The 16,576-nt window shown below is 57.8% G+C and carries 11 protein-coding genes; 6 read left to right on the forward strand and 5 right to left on the reverse strand.

Annotated features, from left to right (window positions below; translation table 11 throughout):
• Nucleotides 1-248: 248 nt before the first annotated feature.
• From AC5P5R_RS17445 to AC5P5R_RS17455, 3 genes are all read right to left on the reverse strand, one after another.
• The gene (locus tag AC5P5R_RS17445; RefSeq protein ID WP_076739696.1) at nucleotides 249-1,016 is read right to left on the reverse strand and encodes a hypothetical protein; all 768 of its coding nucleotides are present in this window, start codon (nucleotides 1,014-1,016) and stop codon (nucleotides 249-251) included.
• 336 nt (nucleotides 1,017-1,352) lie between these two features.
• Nucleotides 1,353-2,144, reverse strand: a complete 792-nt coding sequence (locus tag AC5P5R_RS17450; protein ID WP_005411568.1) for an ABC transporter permease — start codon at nucleotides 2,142-2,144, stop codon at nucleotides 1,353-1,355.
• Nucleotides 2,141-3,109: an ABC transporter ATP-binding protein gene (locus AC5P5R_RS17455; protein ID WP_005411567.1), complete on the reverse strand. Its 969-nt coding sequence runs from the start codon at nucleotides 3,107-3,109 to the stop codon at nucleotides 2,141-2,143. Before AC5P5R_RS17455 ends, AC5P5R_RS17450 begins: the two co-directional genes overlap by 4 nt.
• An 84-nt stretch (nucleotides 3,110-3,193) precedes the next feature.
• Here AC5P5R_RS17455 and AC5P5R_RS17460 point away from each other — a divergent pair, with 84 nt between their 5' ends.
• From AC5P5R_RS17460 to AC5P5R_RS17480, 5 genes are all read left to right on the forward strand, one after another.
• Nucleotides 3,194-3,955 (forward strand): ferredoxin--NADP reductase, encoded by a 762-nt coding sequence (locus AC5P5R_RS17460; RefSeq protein ID WP_080353137.1) that lies wholly within the window; start codon nucleotides 3,194-3,196, stop codon nucleotides 3,953-3,955.
• 66 nt (nucleotides 3,956-4,021) lie between these two features.
• Entirely contained in the window at nucleotides 4,022-5,356 is a 1,335-nt protein-coding gene (locus AC5P5R_RS17465) for a site-specific integrase (protein WP_125899101.1), read from the forward strand.
• Nucleotides 5,353-7,350 (forward strand): hypothetical protein, encoded by a 1,998-nt coding sequence (locus AC5P5R_RS17470; protein ID WP_125899102.1) that lies wholly within the window; start codon nucleotides 5,353-5,355, stop codon nucleotides 7,348-7,350. Before AC5P5R_RS17465 ends, AC5P5R_RS17470 begins: the two co-directional genes overlap by 4 nt.
• Nucleotides 7,350-9,353 carry a site-specific integrase gene (locus AC5P5R_RS17475; RefSeq protein WP_125899103.1) on the forward strand — a complete coding sequence of 668 codons (2,004 nt, stop codon included), beginning with the start codon at nucleotides 7,350-7,352 and terminating at the stop codon, nucleotides 9,351-9,353. Before AC5P5R_RS17470 ends, AC5P5R_RS17475 begins: the two co-directional genes overlap by 1 nt.
• The gene (locus AC5P5R_RS17480) at nucleotides 9,350-9,856 is read left to right on the forward strand and encodes a hypothetical protein (RefSeq protein WP_049459868.1); all 507 of its coding nucleotides are present in this window, start codon (nucleotides 9,350-9,352) and stop codon (nucleotides 9,854-9,856) included. Before AC5P5R_RS17475 ends, AC5P5R_RS17480 begins: the two co-directional genes overlap by 4 nt.
• Before the next feature lie 42 nt (nucleotides 9,857-9,898).
• On the opposite strand, the gene dsr1 is transcribed toward AC5P5R_RS17480, so the two are convergent.
• The gene (dsr1, locus tag AC5P5R_RS17485; protein WP_049403663.1) at nucleotides 9,899-13,723 is read right to left on the reverse strand and encodes an anti-phage defense-associated sirtuin Dsr1; all 3,825 of its coding nucleotides are present in this window, start codon (nucleotides 13,721-13,723) and stop codon (nucleotides 9,899-9,901) included.
• Between the two features lie 585 nt (nucleotides 13,724-14,308).
• On the reverse strand, nucleotides 14,309-15,223 hold the full coding sequence (locus AC5P5R_RS17490; RefSeq protein WP_032962204.1) for a LysR family transcriptional regulator: 915 nt from the start codon (nucleotides 15,221-15,223) through the stop codon (nucleotides 14,309-14,311).
• Between the two features lie 276 nt (nucleotides 15,224-15,499).
• On the opposite strand from AC5P5R_RS17490, the gene AC5P5R_RS17495 reads away from it, so the two are divergent.
• Entirely contained in the window at nucleotides 15,500-16,564 is a 1,065-nt protein-coding gene (locus AC5P5R_RS17495) for an SDR family oxidoreductase (protein ID WP_008266446.1), read from the forward strand.
• Nucleotides 16,565-16,576 lie beyond the last annotated feature (12 nt).

Here is a 16,576-nt window from a genome sequence, read left to right on the forward strand (position 1 = left end):
ACTCGGCCAACTCCACGGCTTGGTGCTTGAACTCATCGGTGTAGCTACGGCGGGTGATACGGGACATAAGGGACCTCCAAGTGCGATCAAAGTATCGCTTCTTGGCGTCCGCTGACGGGGGGCCAGATCAGATACCCCCGCGAGCCCATCGCACACGACCCCTGACAGTTTCCGGGTGCGGCCACCACGGAAAACAGATCAGGAGCGGAGGCGGGTCGCTCGCTGCGCTCGCTCGTGTAGAGCGGTGCTCAGGGCAGTTGTTCGCTGAAGTCTTCGGTGTAGCCCAACAGCAGTGTGGTGCGGGTGGCCAGGGTTGCAGCCAGTTTTGACCACGTGTCATGCGTTCCGGCCGCGTAGACGCGCTGCAGGTCCGCGACCAACGCATTTGCCTGTGCAGGCGACGGCGCGCTGTCGCGCTGGAAGCCGAGCCACGATGCGCCGAGTCCGAACAAGCGGTAGCCATGGTGCTCCTGCAGGTGCCGGATCAGGGCGTGATTCTGGAAGATGTCCCAGTCCGCGCTGAAGTAACCGTTGGGCAGGGCGGCAATCAGCAGGTCATCGCGGTCCACCGGCACCTGCTGTAAGCAGACCACCTCGTCGACGATCAGGTCCGGCGTTGCATTGGCGGCGACCAGGGCCTCGACGTCCTTGTTGCTGCACATCAGCGTGCCCGCCAGCGCGCTCCATTCCAGCCGATGAGAGGAATGCTCGAGCTGCGCGACCACATGCGCCAGCAACCGCTCGCGTGCCGCCAATGCGTCTTCGGGGGTTTCCGGATCTTCGTCCTCGTACAGCGCGATGCGCGCGTCGTCGGACGCATGCATGCTGGTGTAGCGGCATTGGCCGACATCATCGAGCGTGCACAGGTAGCGATACCGGGGATCAGCCGCGTGCCGCGAGGCCAGGTATTCCAGCACCTCATCCAGCGTGGGCGAATCGCCCAGCAACGCATGGCTGAAGGCATCGATGGGGCCGTCCGACACGGCCTTGTCCAATGGAATGGAAGTGATCTTCATCGCCACAGCCTAGCCGCAATCCCGAACGAAAAGATCCGGGCGTCGGCCTTACCGTGAACGCTCCATCCACGCATGGCGTGGATCCATCGTGTCGACCAAGGTCGACACCCACCAACAGCAGCGGCAATCTGTCGAAGGCGGGGTGGGTCCGGTTGCGGGGGTGTCCGCGGCATGGATGCCGCGGCCAAGCCTCCATGGACGGATTCACGGCGTCCCCCGCAACCGGACCCACCCCGACATCCCCCGGATAGTCAGCTTTTGCCGTTGCTTTTGCCGTTGCCGTTGCCGTTGCCGTTGATTCGGCGGGTGCAGGGCCGCAGGCCCTGCAGGCAAAACTCAGCTGCGCATGCCCACGCCGCGACGCAGCAGCCACAGCGCCAACGCCGTCAGCACCACCACGAAACCGATCATCAGGCCGTAGGCCACCGGCAGCGGTACATCGCTGCTGCCCAGCAGGCCATAGCGGAACGCGTTGACCATGTAGAAGATCGGGTTGGCGTGCGTGGCCGCTTCGGCCCAGCCCGGCAGCAGCTTCACCGAATAGAACACGCCACCCAGGTAGGTCAGCGGGGTCAGGATGAAGGTCGGCACGATCGCCACGTCATCGAACTTCTTCGCATACACCGCGTTGATGAAGCCGGCCAGCGAGAAGATCGTCGCGCCCAGGATCACCGTGGTCAGCATCACCAGCGGGTGCGGGATGCGCACCGGGGTGAAGAACATCGCGATGATCAGCACGATCACGCCCACCATCAGGCCGCGCAGCACGGCGCCGGCCACGTAGCCCCACAGGATCACCCAGTTCGGCATCGGGCTGACCAGCAGTTCTTCCACGTGGCGGCCGAACTTGGCGCCAAAGAACGAGGAACTGATGTTGCCGTAGCTGTTCTGGATCACGCTCATCATCACCAGGCCCGGCACGATGAACTGCATGTAGGTGTAGCCGCCCATGTCACCCACGCGCGACCCGATCAGGTTGCCGAAGATCAGGAAGTACAGGGTCATGGTGATCGCCGGCGGCACCAGGGTCTGGCCCCAGATGCGCATGATGCGGGCGACTTCGCGGCGCACGATGGTCATCAGCGCGATGCGGTTGCGCTGGCCGTCGGTCAGCTCGGTGGTGCTCATGCAGGCTTCTCCAGGTTGCCGGTGAGGCGCACGAACAGCTCCTCCAGGCGGTTGCTCTTGGTACGCATCGAACGCACGCGGATACCGGCCTCGTTGAGCGTGGCGAACACGCGGTTGAGGTCCATTGCGCGCGGCATGTCGATGTCCAGCGTGTGCGGGTCCGGCGCGGTCAGCGTCGCACCTTCGATCACCGGCAGCTGTGCCGGCAGGTCACCGTCGATGTCCAGCAGGAAGCCCTCCACGTCCAGCTTGGCCAGCAGGGTGCGCATCGGCCCCTGCTCGACGATCTGGCCATGGTTGATGATCGCCAGGTGGCGGCACAGGTACTCGGCTTCTTCCAGGTAGTGCGTGGTAAGGATGATCGTGGTGCCTGCGGCATTGATCTCCTTCAGCACGCGCCACATGTCGCGGCGGATCTCGATGTCCACGCCGGCGGTCGGCTCGTCCAGGATCAGCAGGCGCGGGCGGGTCATCATCGCGCGGGCGATCATCAGCCGGCGCTTCATGCCGCCGGACAGCGTGCGGCTCATTACCTGTGCCTTTTCCCACAGGTGCGCGCGCTTCAGTTCCTCTTCGGCGCGCTGCTCGGCTTCCTCGCGCGGTACGCCATAGAAGCCGGCGTAGTTCACCAGGATGTCGAAGGGCTTCTCGAACAGGTTGAAGTTGATTTCCTGAGGCACCAGCCCGATCAGGCGCATGGTGGCGCTGCGGTTGCGCACCAGGTCGCTGCCGAACACTTCCACCTGGCCCTCGCTGAGGTTGACCAGGGAGCTGATGATGCCGATCAGGGTCGACTTGCCGGCGCCATTGGGGCCGAGCAGGGCGAAGAAGTCGCCCGGGGCCACTTCCAGGGAAACCCCCTTCAGGGCCTGGGTGCCGTTGTCGTAGGTCTTGCGCAGGTCGCGCACGCGCAGGGCGGGCGCCGTATCGTTCTGGGATGCCAAGCTCGAAGCCTTCGCGCCCATGGGCTGGCGCTGGAGAGGGGCGGGGAGGGGCTATTATAGAAGACCCCGAGGGCTTGCCCCGGCTACACACTGTCCCGAAAAGTCGTGCCTGTTCAATTCCCCCTCAAGCTGGTCGGCTGCCGCATGCTGGCCCCGACCGTCGGCCACTACCAGTTCGTGCGTGACGATGGGCAGCCGCTGGATTTCCAGCCCGGCCAGTTCATCCAGGTCCATTTCAGCTACGCCGACGGCACCGAAACCAAGCGCAGCTACTCGCTGGCGACCATCCACGACCACGCGCTGGGCCCAGGCGAGGCGGTGGATATCGCCGTCAGTTTCGTGCCCGGTGGCGCCGCCACGGCCCTGTTCGAGGCACTGGAGCAGGGCGGCCAGATCAGTGCGTCCGGCCCCTATGGCCGGTTCTGCCTGAATCCCGGTGACCACAACGCCCGTTACCTGCTGATCGCCACCGGTACCGGCGTTACCCCGTACCGCTCGATGCTGCCGCTGCTGGAAAAGGCCATGGCCGAACGCGGTGTGCAGATCGTGCTGTTGCAGGGCGCGCGCAGCCCGGGCGAACTGCTGTACAGCGAAGATTTTTACAGCTTCGCCGAAAAGCACCCGAACTTCCGTTATGTTCCGTGCCTGTCGCGTGAACTCCCGGCTGATCCGCACCCGGACGTACAGCACGGCTACGTGCAGCAGGCGCTGGCCGGCTTCACGCCGGACCCGGCCACCGACATCGCCTACCTGTGCGGCAACCCGGACATGGTCGATGCCTGTGCCGAGCTGCTGAAGGCCGCCGGCCTGGGCAACCCGCAGATCCGCCGCGAGAAGTACGTAAGTTCAACCCCTTCAAAGGCTTAAGTGGCCTATTGACCTTGGCGAACAGCGGGCGTACCGTCCGCTGCAGGTCAGCTCGGAGTCAATCCGATGCAAGTGGTTATGCCCCCTGAGGGAGCCTTTGCACACGCGCCTAAGTTGCAGCATGTACCGATTCTGATCGGTGACGATGGCTCATACCCAATTGAAGCCAACCGCTACCTCGATGAGCGCAGCAACGGGGAATGGCAACTTCCTCGCGACCGATCAAAAGCAAAAGCTGAGAGTGAGCTCTTTTACGGGCCCATCCCAACCTTGCGCTCGCGAAGAAACATGGCCGCAAGGCTTTCTATTTTTCTCGAATGGTGCATAGACCAAGCCACTGATTGGCGAGAAATTTCCTACAACGAGAATATCCTTCATCAGTATCAGCCGGCACTCCTGAGTGGAGACGGCTCCCCGAGTGGGAGGCAGTTGGATCCCGCTACAGTTAACCTCTACGTCAATGAGGCGTGTCTATTTCTGACCTGGGCCAGCGAGCGCGGCTATCGCCTGCCCATGCAGATACCTGTAAGAAAAGTTGCATACACCTACATATCGCCCACAAGCTCGCAAAGCGGAACACTGCGCTCAAAGACTGTGCGGATCGGGTCTCTAACTGCGCCGGAAGCTCCGATCATCCTCCCTCCTGACAGGGAGGTTGAGATGTGGTTGAAGTCGATTTCGGTGCGTGCGCCCGTAAAAATTCTGATCTTCGAGCTGATCATCCGTTCTGGCCTCAGGATCTCGGAAGCCAATCAACTACGGGTCACCTGTTTTCCAGCAAAAAGAACGAGCGAGAGAACCAACTGGCAACCCGACTGGATATTGGCTGGTGAGGTTCCGCTAGTGCTCAAGTATGGCACTAAGGGAGGCAAGGTCAGTCCTGGGTCAGACCTTGGCACAAGATGGCGTACGGTATTTGTGCCACTAGATCTTGCCGAAAGGATCTGGCACTACATTTCGGTGATTCGACCGACCCAGCTGACGAGATATCACATTGGTGATAGGAAACACACCAAGCGGACAGATCGTCTGTGGCTTGGAGAAGGTGTGAACCGACCTGTGAGCAATGAGATGCTTCGCCGGATTTGGACTTCCGATCGGCATTGTCCCAAAGGATGGCACCCTCATACAGGAAGGCACCATTTTGCGGTGGAGAAGATCTGCGCCCTGACGCGGGCGCAGTTGGCCCTCGCAGGCAACTCAGAGCTGAGTGGTGCTGACTTCGGTTGGTTGCATGGGCTCATGGCCGGACAGGTAAAGATGCTTCTCAGTCCGCTTATGGGGCACGTTGATGAGCGCACGACGATGCAATACTTGCGCGCTGCGGTAGCCAAAATTGGTCGTGATCGAGGGCATCCAGCAATTCGTTGGAATGCGATCATCGACGAGGCATTGACGTGAGAGCGCGTGAAGATACAGGGGGAATGCCTGGGAAATGGGTGGTGCCCTGTACACATCCGGACCTCATTAGCACGGGGAAGATCTATGACTTCTCGATTCTGGCGACTGGTGCAAGTGATGCCCCGCCCATTGCCGCAGTCAGGCATTCCTGGAAGGGGGGATTCACTGGTAGGCCGGAGCTGCTGCGCGATCTATGGCCTACGCTGAGCGCGAGTATTGAAGGCATCGCATCAGACGGTGCAGCTGCAAGAAGGGGGGCACTGGTGTCCTTCTGGAGATTCCTCGATGCACTTGAGGGATACATGGCCTCAAATGGAATTCCATTCAAACGGGTGGTTAGACTTCGCGATCTGACATCCCGGCACGTTGCCCTCTACACAAGCCCGGGTCCGGAGGGTGCATGGGATGCCACTATGGACAGCAGAGCTGCCGTCGTCCGCGCGATTATAAAGACCGCGATTAGCTACCATGAACTTCCAGAGCTAGTACTTCCAGTTTTCAGGATAGCCTCGAATCGCCGCGAGACCCCATCCGAAGAGCACGGATTGGCCGTCATTAGGCTGCTACGAGCGGAGGCACTGAAGGTTCTACAGCGGTGGAGGAGAACGGACAGACTCATTCCTCAAGGACGCGATCTGATCGAGTTGTACAGAGAGAATCCTGAGTTCATGAATGCCCCCGACTTCGTATGTACGGAAGCGGATGCGCACGCGACCTATCGCGCGCTCATAAGGCTGACGGGAAATCCAGTGCCTCGGCGATCTCAGTTGTTGGCGATCTTCGGCAAGCGCATCAAAAGACTCCCAAGCTGGTGGGCGCACTACCCCGATGACCACGAACGATCAGGAAGCGAGGTCGGCTGGCACGATCTGGTTGCCGGAACCTATCCTACTAGCGCAGATGTCTCAATTTTCTTCCTGCTCTTTGTAGCGCGGAGCGCCTGGAACCCCGCAACCGCAGCATCCATGAACTTGAGCGACTGGACGGCAGTCTATGATGAGCAGCATGCATGGATCTATGCGCCTAAGGACCGGGCCAAAGGGACCGCGCAATGGACTGTGTCACGGGTAGGCGATGCGACGGGCTGTCATTCGTTAGTTGAGCTTCTTCTGAAGCGGACAGAAGGGCTTCGAGGCCATATCGAAAGAAACCCGCGCCTGTGCCCTCTCCCAGACGTTGTCGCTCGTAGTCCATGGGTGGGCGTAACAGTGCGCGGACGGCGACAAGGGGTGTATGTAGTAAATCCCCGCACAACTCGAACTGCAAACAACTGGCTCGCCTCTCTGATAGAGCAACTCGATGACGGCACCCGTACAGCTTCCGAGACCATGTCAATTGGACAGTTCAGAGATGTCGCCGCGGCTGCGATCTTCAAGGATTCTCAATACTCGAACTGGGTAATGATGGTACTACTTGGTCACAAGAACCTCATGACCACTAGGCACTATGGCTACCGAAGATCTTCTTTTGAGGAATCCTTCTCGCTTGTGTCCGAAGTGATTGATGACTTGTTCTCCCAGCTTCGGGTCAATCGTGTGTTCGACGTAGCCTTGACGAGGGCGAAGCTCGCAAAGTTGGACGTCAGTGAAGCCGAGATCGAAAAGCTGAATCAAGCACGCCGTCATAAGACCTACGACGGAAGCGGATGTGCAGATCCTTACAGCCCGCCAGCAGTCATTGATCCAGGCAATCCGAGAGATGGATGCACTCTATGCGTCCAGCAGCATAGGTGTGCTTCCAGCGGCTGCCCCAACTGTTTTGTGTTCACGGACAGCCTGGACTTCATCTGCCGGCGTGTGGCAGAGCTAGAGGCAGTTCGGACCTCCGTAGGAATGGTTCGGTTCGATGCTGGATCAGATGCAAGTGACCTGGCGCGGCTTCGCCTAACCGTTCTTCAATGGCCAGCAGATGCAGTGAAGTTCGCCATTGATAAGTGGGCGGCAAGGATAGCCTCCGGTGAGCACATGCCAATCTACTTCGCAGGGCAGCACTGATGAAAATGGTCAACCGGTCTCTAGTAGCAGGCAACCATGAACTCCTAGCTCCTGACGTGGAGGTGTCGCTACTGTCGATTAGTCCGAATGAGCTGAGGTTGGCGCCGGAGGCAAAGCTGAAGCAGCTTCAGAAGCTTGTTGGAATGGGGGACAACTGGGGCGTTCTTCGTATTGACGACGAACATCAGTCTGGCCTACGGACCTCTGATCTCGATCTAAGGCTCTATTCTGGAAGGGGCAAGACGTGCAAGGGGAAGCACTCACCCTTCGTAGTTCGAGAGCTTATGAGGCTGGCGATCACGATGGCGATAATTCCAGGCAAAACCGGGAAGGTGTATAGATACACAACGATCCGGACGCTCATTGCCAATCTTAAGAGGGCGATCCAGCGTACAAATGTACGTCCAAGCTCCAAGAGACTCTGGAGCCTGGTCGAACGCGCTGGCCTGACGCAGAAGTACTCTGACTGCCTTGGGGTGGTTGAGTACTACCACCGACTGGGGTGTCTTCCCGATGGCCCCGCGCCCATGCGTCCAACGGTTCATGGAATGAAGGCTGCGCGAGATCGAACGGGTGAACCTGAGCATACAATCCCGGTCAGCATAGCGAAACCTCATCAGCCATACTCAGATGAGTTCGTCTCTGAAGCAGGCTCGATGGCACTGGTGATGATCGAAGTCGTTGGTCCTACTTTGTTGGATGCCGTAGAGGCCGCACTCGCCGCTACTGAAACTACTCGTGATCTGAAAGACGGTCCCTCGCCATCTCCCAGTCGCCGAGCTGCTCGCGTAAGCAATGCTGTGATCCGGTCATGGGAATGGCGGGGGCCTGACGGGGAGCCGCTTAGGGATGCCCCGCTTCAATTTTCGATGAAATCCGGGCGAAGTGGAAAAACCGTCGCATGGCCGCCTCGGACGTTACCCCAGGCCTTGCGCCTGATAGTGGTTCTACAGGGTGCACACGCTTTTCCGGTGGCTCTTTCTGGCGGTCCCCGACATGGTGAACTGCTAACGATGCAGATCGGCTCGCTTGGCAAGCGAGGTGGTTCCAGTGTTTACGAGTTCAGAACCTGGAAGTTTGAGAATCCCGGAGGGAGGCAGAGTGAAGCGCCAGCGCCGTCAATTGCCATTCAAGCGATTCTGCAGCAAGAGCGCCTAGCGAACATTTTTCGACGGCACCACGGCCTAAAGGGGAACGGCCTGTGGGTTTCCCCAAGATATCCAGATAAGGTGCCGAGCCTTGCGCATGTGTTCAATAGCTTCGTGGAGATACTTGGCCTGGAGCGCTGGCTCACCGATGGTGGTATGAACCCGCATCGATTCCGAAAGACCCTCGCTCGAATTGTTGCTCTAGCGCTTGTCCATGCGCCAAAGATTTTGATGGATGTCTTTGGGCACAGGGATGAACAAATGACAATCATGCGCTACATACTTTCGGATCCAGGAATTCTTTCCGAAGTACAGCAAGTTGTACGTGAGATGCTTATTCTAAAGGGAGTGGAGGCGATCAATAAGGCTGATGAGGTTCAGGGGGCCGGCGCAGAGAAGCTACGGGGGCGTGTGGCGCTGTTCGCGCGCCGGCTGGGTAAGTCCGCCCTTGATCCGCAGAACATCAGGGAGTTCGCCCGCGCGATGACTGCTGAGGGCTCTTCTTGGGCAGTTGTCGCACCAGGAATAGTGTGTACGAACTTCACCGATGGAGGCCTTTGCAACAAGGGGCATGGTCAGGCTAATCCACACTACTGTCATCCTGCATGTGAGAATCAGTTGATTCTCCCTGACGACGAGGATAAGGCGTCCAGAAGCGTTGTTCAGGCCATCGAGACAGTTCAGTACAATCTTGAGTTGCTAGAGCACGCTTTCGTGGATGATGACGTTATGCTCATTGCTCAGTTCCGGGGGCAGATCAAGTCCGTGCTCGGCAGGTGGAAGAAGGTGGACGAATACTTCTCGAAGAGCAGTTTGCTGACGCGCCTCGTACCCAATGTGGTACTTCTGAAATGAGACAAAAGAAGAGTCTTGCCGAGCTTGGAAAGGAGCGGACGGAGGCGTTCGTTGCACGCCTTCGATCAACTATGGCCGAGATTGACAGGGAGATATCGGAGAACGACGGAGTGTATCCACGGAACTCTGGTCGGCTGAATGTTGCAGAGCTGTGTCGGCGGGCAAAGGTAACAGCGGTATCGCTGCACGGAGAGAAGCATGCCGGCACCACAAAGCTCGAGGTGCAGGCCTGGCTCACGAAACTTCGAGTGGACGTTCCTACGAGCGTGAAGGCCGCCAGACGAAAGTCCTACTCACAAAGGCTGGGATGGAAAGAGAGGTACGACGGTATTTCTGCGCAGTTCAAGAACATGTACTCGATCGAGGTGGTGCAGCGAGATGCAAAGATCGCCGCCTTGAAGAAGGAGATTTCTGAGCTGAAGTCACAGATCAAGAAGCAGCGCGAGGCGGGCTCAAGGGTGGTTGGAATCGAGAGCGGGAGAAGGAGAAAAGCGAGTTCGTAATAGGGCATCTCGCAAGCTTCGAATGATGCCCCGCCAGAACTCTTAGGAGCGCGTTCGCACCAGCTCCTCAAGTCGATGAAACTGGTTGTTTCGCTCTAGGTCGGGAGCGGCGGCCCTTACTTGAGCTAGGCATTCATTCAGTCCTAGAGGCGCCCATTGTTGGGATCCAACAACGGCACCCAGCAAATCTAAAGCCTCAGTTGGCGACTGGCTACAAAGGCCAGATTCTAGTAGAAGATGGACGATGTAGTCCGAATTCGCTACCGGCTGAAGCCAGTCACGTACCGCCTTCAATGCGGAAGGGAACTCAACCCGGGCCGCGATGGCGAGTCGAGCTAAGGAGGCAGCAATGCTGGGTGTAGCTAGATTGCGCGATTTTGGCCAAATCTCCTGCCAGAAGGGTTGGACTCGATTTCTCCAGAAGTCTTCGCGTTGATCGCCTGCGGCCTCCAGTGCTTGGGAGAGCGATTGTGCGGACTTCTCCAGTCCATCCTGTGGAAGCTTGCCCAATGCAGATCTAAAGTCGTCCCGAGAGTAGCCTTCCAATTGCCCTAGGGCTGAGTGCGTTAGGAAAGCAGAGAACTGTCCTCGGTGTTCACCAAGGTCGGCGTAGTGACCGGCCGTCAATAGGAACTGCGACTTCAATGCCACCATCAATGGCTGGTACAGTCGCGGTGACCAAAGAAATCCTTCCCAGGCTGCTTTCGCTTCGACAGGGTTGGACCAATCGAAGAGCGGTAGTAGCGTCGCTTCGGTCCACGCCCGGTCTACGCGATACAGGGCGATGAGTCTAGATGCGAGCAACACCCTGCCATGGCGGAATCGATCTACTTCAACATCGCATATGGCGGAAAATGCCGCCTTAAGTTCAGGGGGAAGTAGGTCTCCATCGTTGGGCGCCCTCTTGAACCATAGATTGAGCAAGGCGCGCGTGGCATGCCCAATGGGGTGATTAATCGCCTCCGAGACAGGGTTATCGATTGGCTCGCCGTTCCTTGTCATGCCACTACTCAAGGGGATCGGAAGCGCAAGCACTCGACCGGCGAGAGTCAATAGGAGGTTCTCGCGATTCGCGCCGCTTCTTGAAGTGGCCTCCATCCACCACGCTACTGCAGGTGCGATCTCGGACAGAACTTCATCAGGCATTAGCAGTACCAAAGGCGATGCGTACTGCCAGGAGCGGGCTGCCATTGAATCGTCCGACCAAACCTGAAGCGCCTCGCGCCATCGAACTGCGGGCCAGACGTCTTGGTGAGCGAGGTCGCAGAGCGCGGCAAGGCTATGGAAGAAGCGAGTACGGCAGACATCCCGCCAAGTGTCCTCATAGAACGGTCTATGGGCAGGCCTCGGCGATTCAAGCCATTCAACTAGCTCCTTGCGAGTGCGAGGGGCGACATCGACCTCTCTGCCGTCCTCGAAATCCGGATCTCCGGTGCCGCTCATCCAGTGTGAGAATTCGTCCTTCTCGTTAGGGTCCAATCTCAACTCAGGATGCGCGATGGATATCTCCGCTAGGCGCCTTGCTGCAGACACACCAAGATGTAGGCCCGAGGACTCCAGCTTCGCTAGACGAATCCATACTGCGCGAGCAACCAGGCGATCCCAGCGTTCGGACTCCAGATCATCGCGATACATCTCGCGGGGAGGTCCTGCCAAGATGACATTCTCCAAGCGTGCTTGAGACGCGTTGTCTAGAATTCTCCCCTGGAGAACAAGAAGCCTCAGCACTTCGCGTGCGGTGCACTGCGACCACAGCCACCGCCCCTCATCCAGTAGCAGCCAATCGACCCACTGCTCCTGCTCGATGCAATTGTCCTGGCTGGCCGCAAACAATGCCAGCCGCTTGAATGTGGGATACGGGATCTCGAACCATGCCTGAGCCATGAGCGTGGATCTCGACTCATCCGTAGCTCGAACTGCTAACCAAGCGTCGCGTAGCAGTTCAATCAGGCTAACCCAGTCTCGGAAGGACCGGTTCTGCCAATGGGGCGTGATTGATGGAAGGTCCCAGTAGGATCTATCGACAAGGTCATCTGCCTCTCCTAGATCTCGAAGAAGGCCCAGCGCGTCACAGAGCAGTTGCTGTAGGTCCGAATGCAGGAGCGGGAGTGCCTTCTCCCACTCACCCTTAGACTGATCCTGGAGGACCGCATGTACATTGTCCTCCGCAAGCACAAGGTCCCAGTCAACCAACTGCTTAATTCGCACTGTCTCGTCTGCACCATCGGCCACTTCGCCGTCCCAAACAAATGGACGCCTTAGTGTGATCTTTGGGCTGAGAAGGCTACGAAGTTCCATCCGAAGAGACGTGTTCAGTCCCTCACGTCTAAGACGCTTGATCCAACGATATAGCAGCCCCCCTGACAGTGGGGTCTTGAGTCGGCCACCGAGCACGATTCTCCAAAGAGTTCGCATCTTTGGATCGGGCACACCCTTTGGGGCGTCCAGGCGAATAAGATCCAGCTCCGAGACTTTGCCATCCCGTTCCAGTGTGGCCAGACGCTCAAGTTCGGAGTCGACTAGAGAGATCCAGCGACTATCCATCTGCCCGCCACGCTCTGCAATCCATATGATCAATCGTGGATCGTCCAGATGACGCACAAGCCAGCGTGCGAGCTGGAACATCAATCCATCCCATCGGCTGGCCATACTTCCAGAAGACGCCAGTGTCATAGGAGGAGCGTGATCATAAGGCGCAGGCCTACGAACCAAGCTGAATCTGAGTTCTGCATCCTCCTCCTTAACCGAGGAGAAGCCAAAGCGGGCTAGATCCCTCTGCAAGAATCGCTCATGGGAAAATGCCTCGAGGAGCCACTCAAGCGGGGGAACTGGATTGAACTCCGCGAAGCGCTTCGCGGGGAGGCCTGACTTGTCTGAAAGAGCCCACAGCATTCGTCCAACAAAATCGTCCTGGAGCGTGCTGTCCTGAGGTTGGGCCATGGCGTGCTTCGCAACAATGGCCTCTTTACCTTGAACTCCATCGCGATAGACATCTGCCCAAGTCCTGATTGTGTCGTGCAACGCAGAGTGGTCATGGGTAGCAGGCTGAACCCTGTAGAGGATAGGTCTAACGCCCTTAGCTTCCCATTCAATAGTCTTCAGATGCTCTTTCCCGGCTTCGCAATCTCCGAACGCCCACGCCTGCGGGGTAACCTCACCGAGCATTCGATCTGCTGCTAATGCGTCCATCATGTACCGGAGGACCGGATCGTCAATGCTGTATCCAATGAAGCAAACGACATAGTTGCGAAAAAGTTCGCTGACGAACCGCGCGGCCCAGCGTTCGGTCAAGTAAGCCAAGCCGAAGTCACCACTGGTGGCCACTAGTCGATGGAGTGCTGCATCATCCTCACTCTCCGGAAGCAGGCCATGCAGAAAGACAAGCCCATCCCAGCGGCTGCTCTTAGGGATCGGCAGCATTGGAGCGGGATAGGCCGGAAATGGTTGGCCCATGCGCTTCGCCGCCGCGTGGAAGGTTCGATCGAAGTTGGTAGTCACCAACCGCAACGCGCCATCCCGGCTTCGTGCTAACCGAAGAAGCGCTGCTTGGGTGTCAATTGCTCCCTTCCGACGAAGCTTGGGTCTCAACGATTTCGCTAGGGCGCGCCGAACCGCCAATCGCTGCCCAGGCAGTCGCCTTTCAAGTAGATCGAGAGTCGCGTCGAACTTTGAATGATCGAAGGCGGCACGCTCGATGTCCGTGAATGATGTCCCATTCGACGCATAGATTTGCTCAACCAGTCCTTTGAAACCAGGTAGTCCTGACGGGTAGGAGACTCCGGCGCCGCAGAAGAAGACTACTCGTCCTTCTTCGTGTGCCTGTAGAAGTGCTTCTGGGATGTCTGGCCCGTCGACGATGAACTGCATTGCAACTCCCTCTGAATGCTCTCGAACAGAGTGTAGGTTCAAATCAGATGGAATTGGCCAATCGCAGCGTCCAATTAAGTTCTTCTTTTGAAGTTTGTGCGGATTCAGTCTGATGGTCCAAGAGGTGAGATCTGTCCGAGCCCGCTCAACGCCTCGTCGTGGCAGTGCCAATCATTCTTCAGTAAATTCGGCTTCGAACTCGTGCTGATGTGGCAGTATTGAAGGTAGGGTTTTTGGTCTCATCCGCGTTTAGGAATGTTAAAGCCAACCACAGCGGAGGACCGCAACTTCAGCGCCTCAACAGTGGTTGGCAATTGAACGCTTCCATATGAAGGGACTGCATTCCGATACCCACTCATATGGACGAGGTGCTTATGGAACTAGCGAGTCCAGGGCATCCATTCTCGGAGTCCTCCGGACTGGCTCTGTCTGATGCCGGTGGCAAGAAGCGCTCTCATTGCCTCACAGCAACCTACATATGTGATCCAGAGGGAGAGTCTGGAGAGCACTCCGGTATCGAACTGGTGATGGAGTACGTTGGCAGACCATTCATGTCGATCCCAACTCCATAGTTTGGAGCATGTTTTAGCATGCATCGATCATCTGTGTCCGAATTACCTCCGCTAGCCCCTTGAGGCCGGGCAGGGATTGGCGACGAGTGGGGTAGTACAGCATGAATGGTGCGCCCATTGATGCCCAGTCTGGCATCACAACTTCAAGTGCGCCGGACGAGATTTCGTCCTGCACTCTGAGTTCCAGACAGTATGCCAACCCCAATCCCTGCAACGTTGCAGCGAGCAGAGAGTCGGTGCTGCTCACCCTCAGCATTCCGCTGGGAATTACCTTGACCATACGATCACCGTCGCCAAGTTCCCAGCGATAGATTGAGCCGTCGCCGATTCTGTTCTCAATACAAACATGCCGCCGCAGATCGCTTGGATTCTCAGGTCTCCCAGCATGTTGCAGATAGCTGGGCGCTGCCACGACCACCCACTTAAGCGGATGTGTAAGCTCCAGACCAACCATCCCCTCTGGCACTCGGTCACCGTATCGAATGCCGCCGTCAAAGCCTTCCGCTACTAAGTCCACCAGGCGTTCTTCTATCACTAGATCAAGATGGACGTTAGGCCAGCGTTGCTGAAAGCTCCACAGCACTGGCCAGAGTAGGAGGCGCGCCGCATCGTGTGATAGCGAGATCTTGAGCATCTGGATCTCTGACTGCTTCCGAGCCCGAATCGCGGCTAGACCCTCTCCAATTGTATCTAGGCCAGTGGCTGCATAGCGTTCCAGTTCGCGTCCTTCAACGGTGATCGAAAGCGCACGGGTCGTACGATTAACGAGACGCACACCCAGTCGATCTTCCAGCCGCTTTAAGGCGTGACTTAGAGCTGAGGCAGATAAGCCAAGTTCGAGGGCGGCGGCGCGCATTGATCCATGCCGAGCGATCTCGATGAACGCAGCTAGATCTGAAATGCTTATTCTCTCTAGATCACCTTTCAAGACACTTCACCCGGGTATCGATTACTAAACGTGCCAATGATCCGCCGCACAAAGCATGATTTATGGATCGAACGCAGTGCAGATGCTTCCCCATTATCGCCGAGGATGGCATGGCAAGAAGCTGCGCCGTCGACGCTTTCGATCATTTCTGAATTGAAAGAACTTCAGCAATAAAATTGCTACTTGCGCATGTTCGCCGCAGTAAAGTTGCGTCTCCTCCACGGTCGCTGTACTCAAATTTGCTTGGGCCAGAGTGACCAATCAACTGGGATGAACATGTCAAATTCGAATAGTGATTTGCCTGAGCACGACGATGAAGCCACGCCGGTCATCGGCCGCAGACAGTTTATTGCGGGAAGCAGTGTGGCCATCGCCAGCGGAATTGCTGCTTCCTCGGCATTCGGTGCTGTGCCCGCTGCGGTACTCTCGGAGGCGCAGGGTCAGGGCCGCCCGCGAGCCGGCCTGATCGACCCTCGGCAGGCATATCCTCGGCCACCCTACCCGCGCCAAGAACAGCCTTGGCCGGGGCTTGCGTCGAAGATGCGTCCGCTGCCGGACCACGGTGAGAAAACCTATCGAGGCAATCGGCGCCTTGAAGGCCGCAAGGCACTGATTACGGGAGGAGACTCAGGAATCGGTCGGGCCGCTGCCATTGCATACGCCCGCGAGGGTGCCGATGTGGCCATCAACTATTTGCCTGAAGAAGAGGAAGATGCGCGTGAAGTTATTGCGCTGATACGCGCAACCGGCCGTCAGGCATACGCTTTACCTGGTGATATTCGCAGCAAAGACTTTTGCCTGGATCTTGTGCGCAAGGCGGCATCGGCGTTGGGCTCGATCGACACCTTGGTGCTGAACGCGGCGTATCAGCAGCAGGAGCCGGACATTCTAAAGATTACCGACGAACACCTCGAGAACACCTTCCTTACCAACATCAATGCAATGGTATGGATGACCCAAGAGGCACTGCGTGTGTCTCTTCCGCCTGGAAGCGTCATCATCGTTACTACGTCTGAGCAGGGCTACGATCCGTCCCCCTACCTGGTCGACTATGCGATGACGAAGAGTGCGCAGGTTAGCTACGTTCGCTCGATGGCTAAGCAGCTTGGCCCTAAGGGGATTCGGGTAAACGGAGTTGCTCCAGGTCCTATCTGGACTCCGTTGCAGATCAGTGGCGGGACTGCATCCGAGAAGATTCCGAACTTCGGGGGGGACAAGCCGCTAGGACGCGCAGGTCAGCCTGCTGAGCTGGGTTCAATCTTCGTCCAACTTGCGGCAAGCGACGCCAGTTATGCGAACGGCCAGGTGTATGGGGCCGAAGGTGGCGCTGCACGCCCCTAACTTGCGTCACAG

Source organism: Stenotrophomonas sp. YJH_SMC_19 (assembly GCF_059367915.1).

What these genes read in the sequence shown, in the direction of transcription:
- AC5P5R_RS17445 (WP_076739696.1), bottom strand. Translation starts at nt 1,016, where the DNA reads ATGAAGATCACTTCCATTCCATTGGACAAGGCCGTGTCGGACGGCCCC.
- AC5P5R_RS17450 (WP_005411568.1), bottom strand. Translation starts at nt 2,144, where the DNA reads ATGAGCACCACCGAGCTGACCGACGGCCAGCGCAACCGCATCGCGCTG.
- AC5P5R_RS17455 (WP_005411567.1), bottom strand. Translation starts at nt 3,109, where the DNA reads ATGGGCGCGAAGGCTTCGAGCTTGGCATCCCAGAACGATACGGCGCCC.
- AC5P5R_RS17465 (WP_125899101.1), top strand. Translation starts at nt 4,022, where the DNA reads ATGCAAGTGGTTATGCCCCCTGAGGGAGCCTTTGCACACGCGCCTAAG.
- AC5P5R_RS17475 (WP_125899103.1), top strand. Translation starts at nt 7,350, where the DNA reads ATGAAAATGGTCAACCGGTCTCTAGTAGCAGGCAACCATGAACTCCTA.
- AC5P5R_RS17480 (WP_049459868.1), top strand. Translation starts at nt 9,350, where the DNA reads ATGAGACAAAAGAAGAGTCTTGCCGAGCTTGGAAAGGAGCGGACGGAG.
- dsr1 (WP_049403663.1), bottom strand. Translation starts at nt 13,723, where the DNA reads ATGCAGTTCATCGTCGACGGGCCAGACATCCCAGAAGCACTTCTACAG.
- AC5P5R_RS17495 (WP_008266446.1), top strand. Translation starts at nt 15,500, where the DNA reads ATGTCAAATTCGAATAGTGATTTGCCTGAGCACGACGATGAAGCCACG.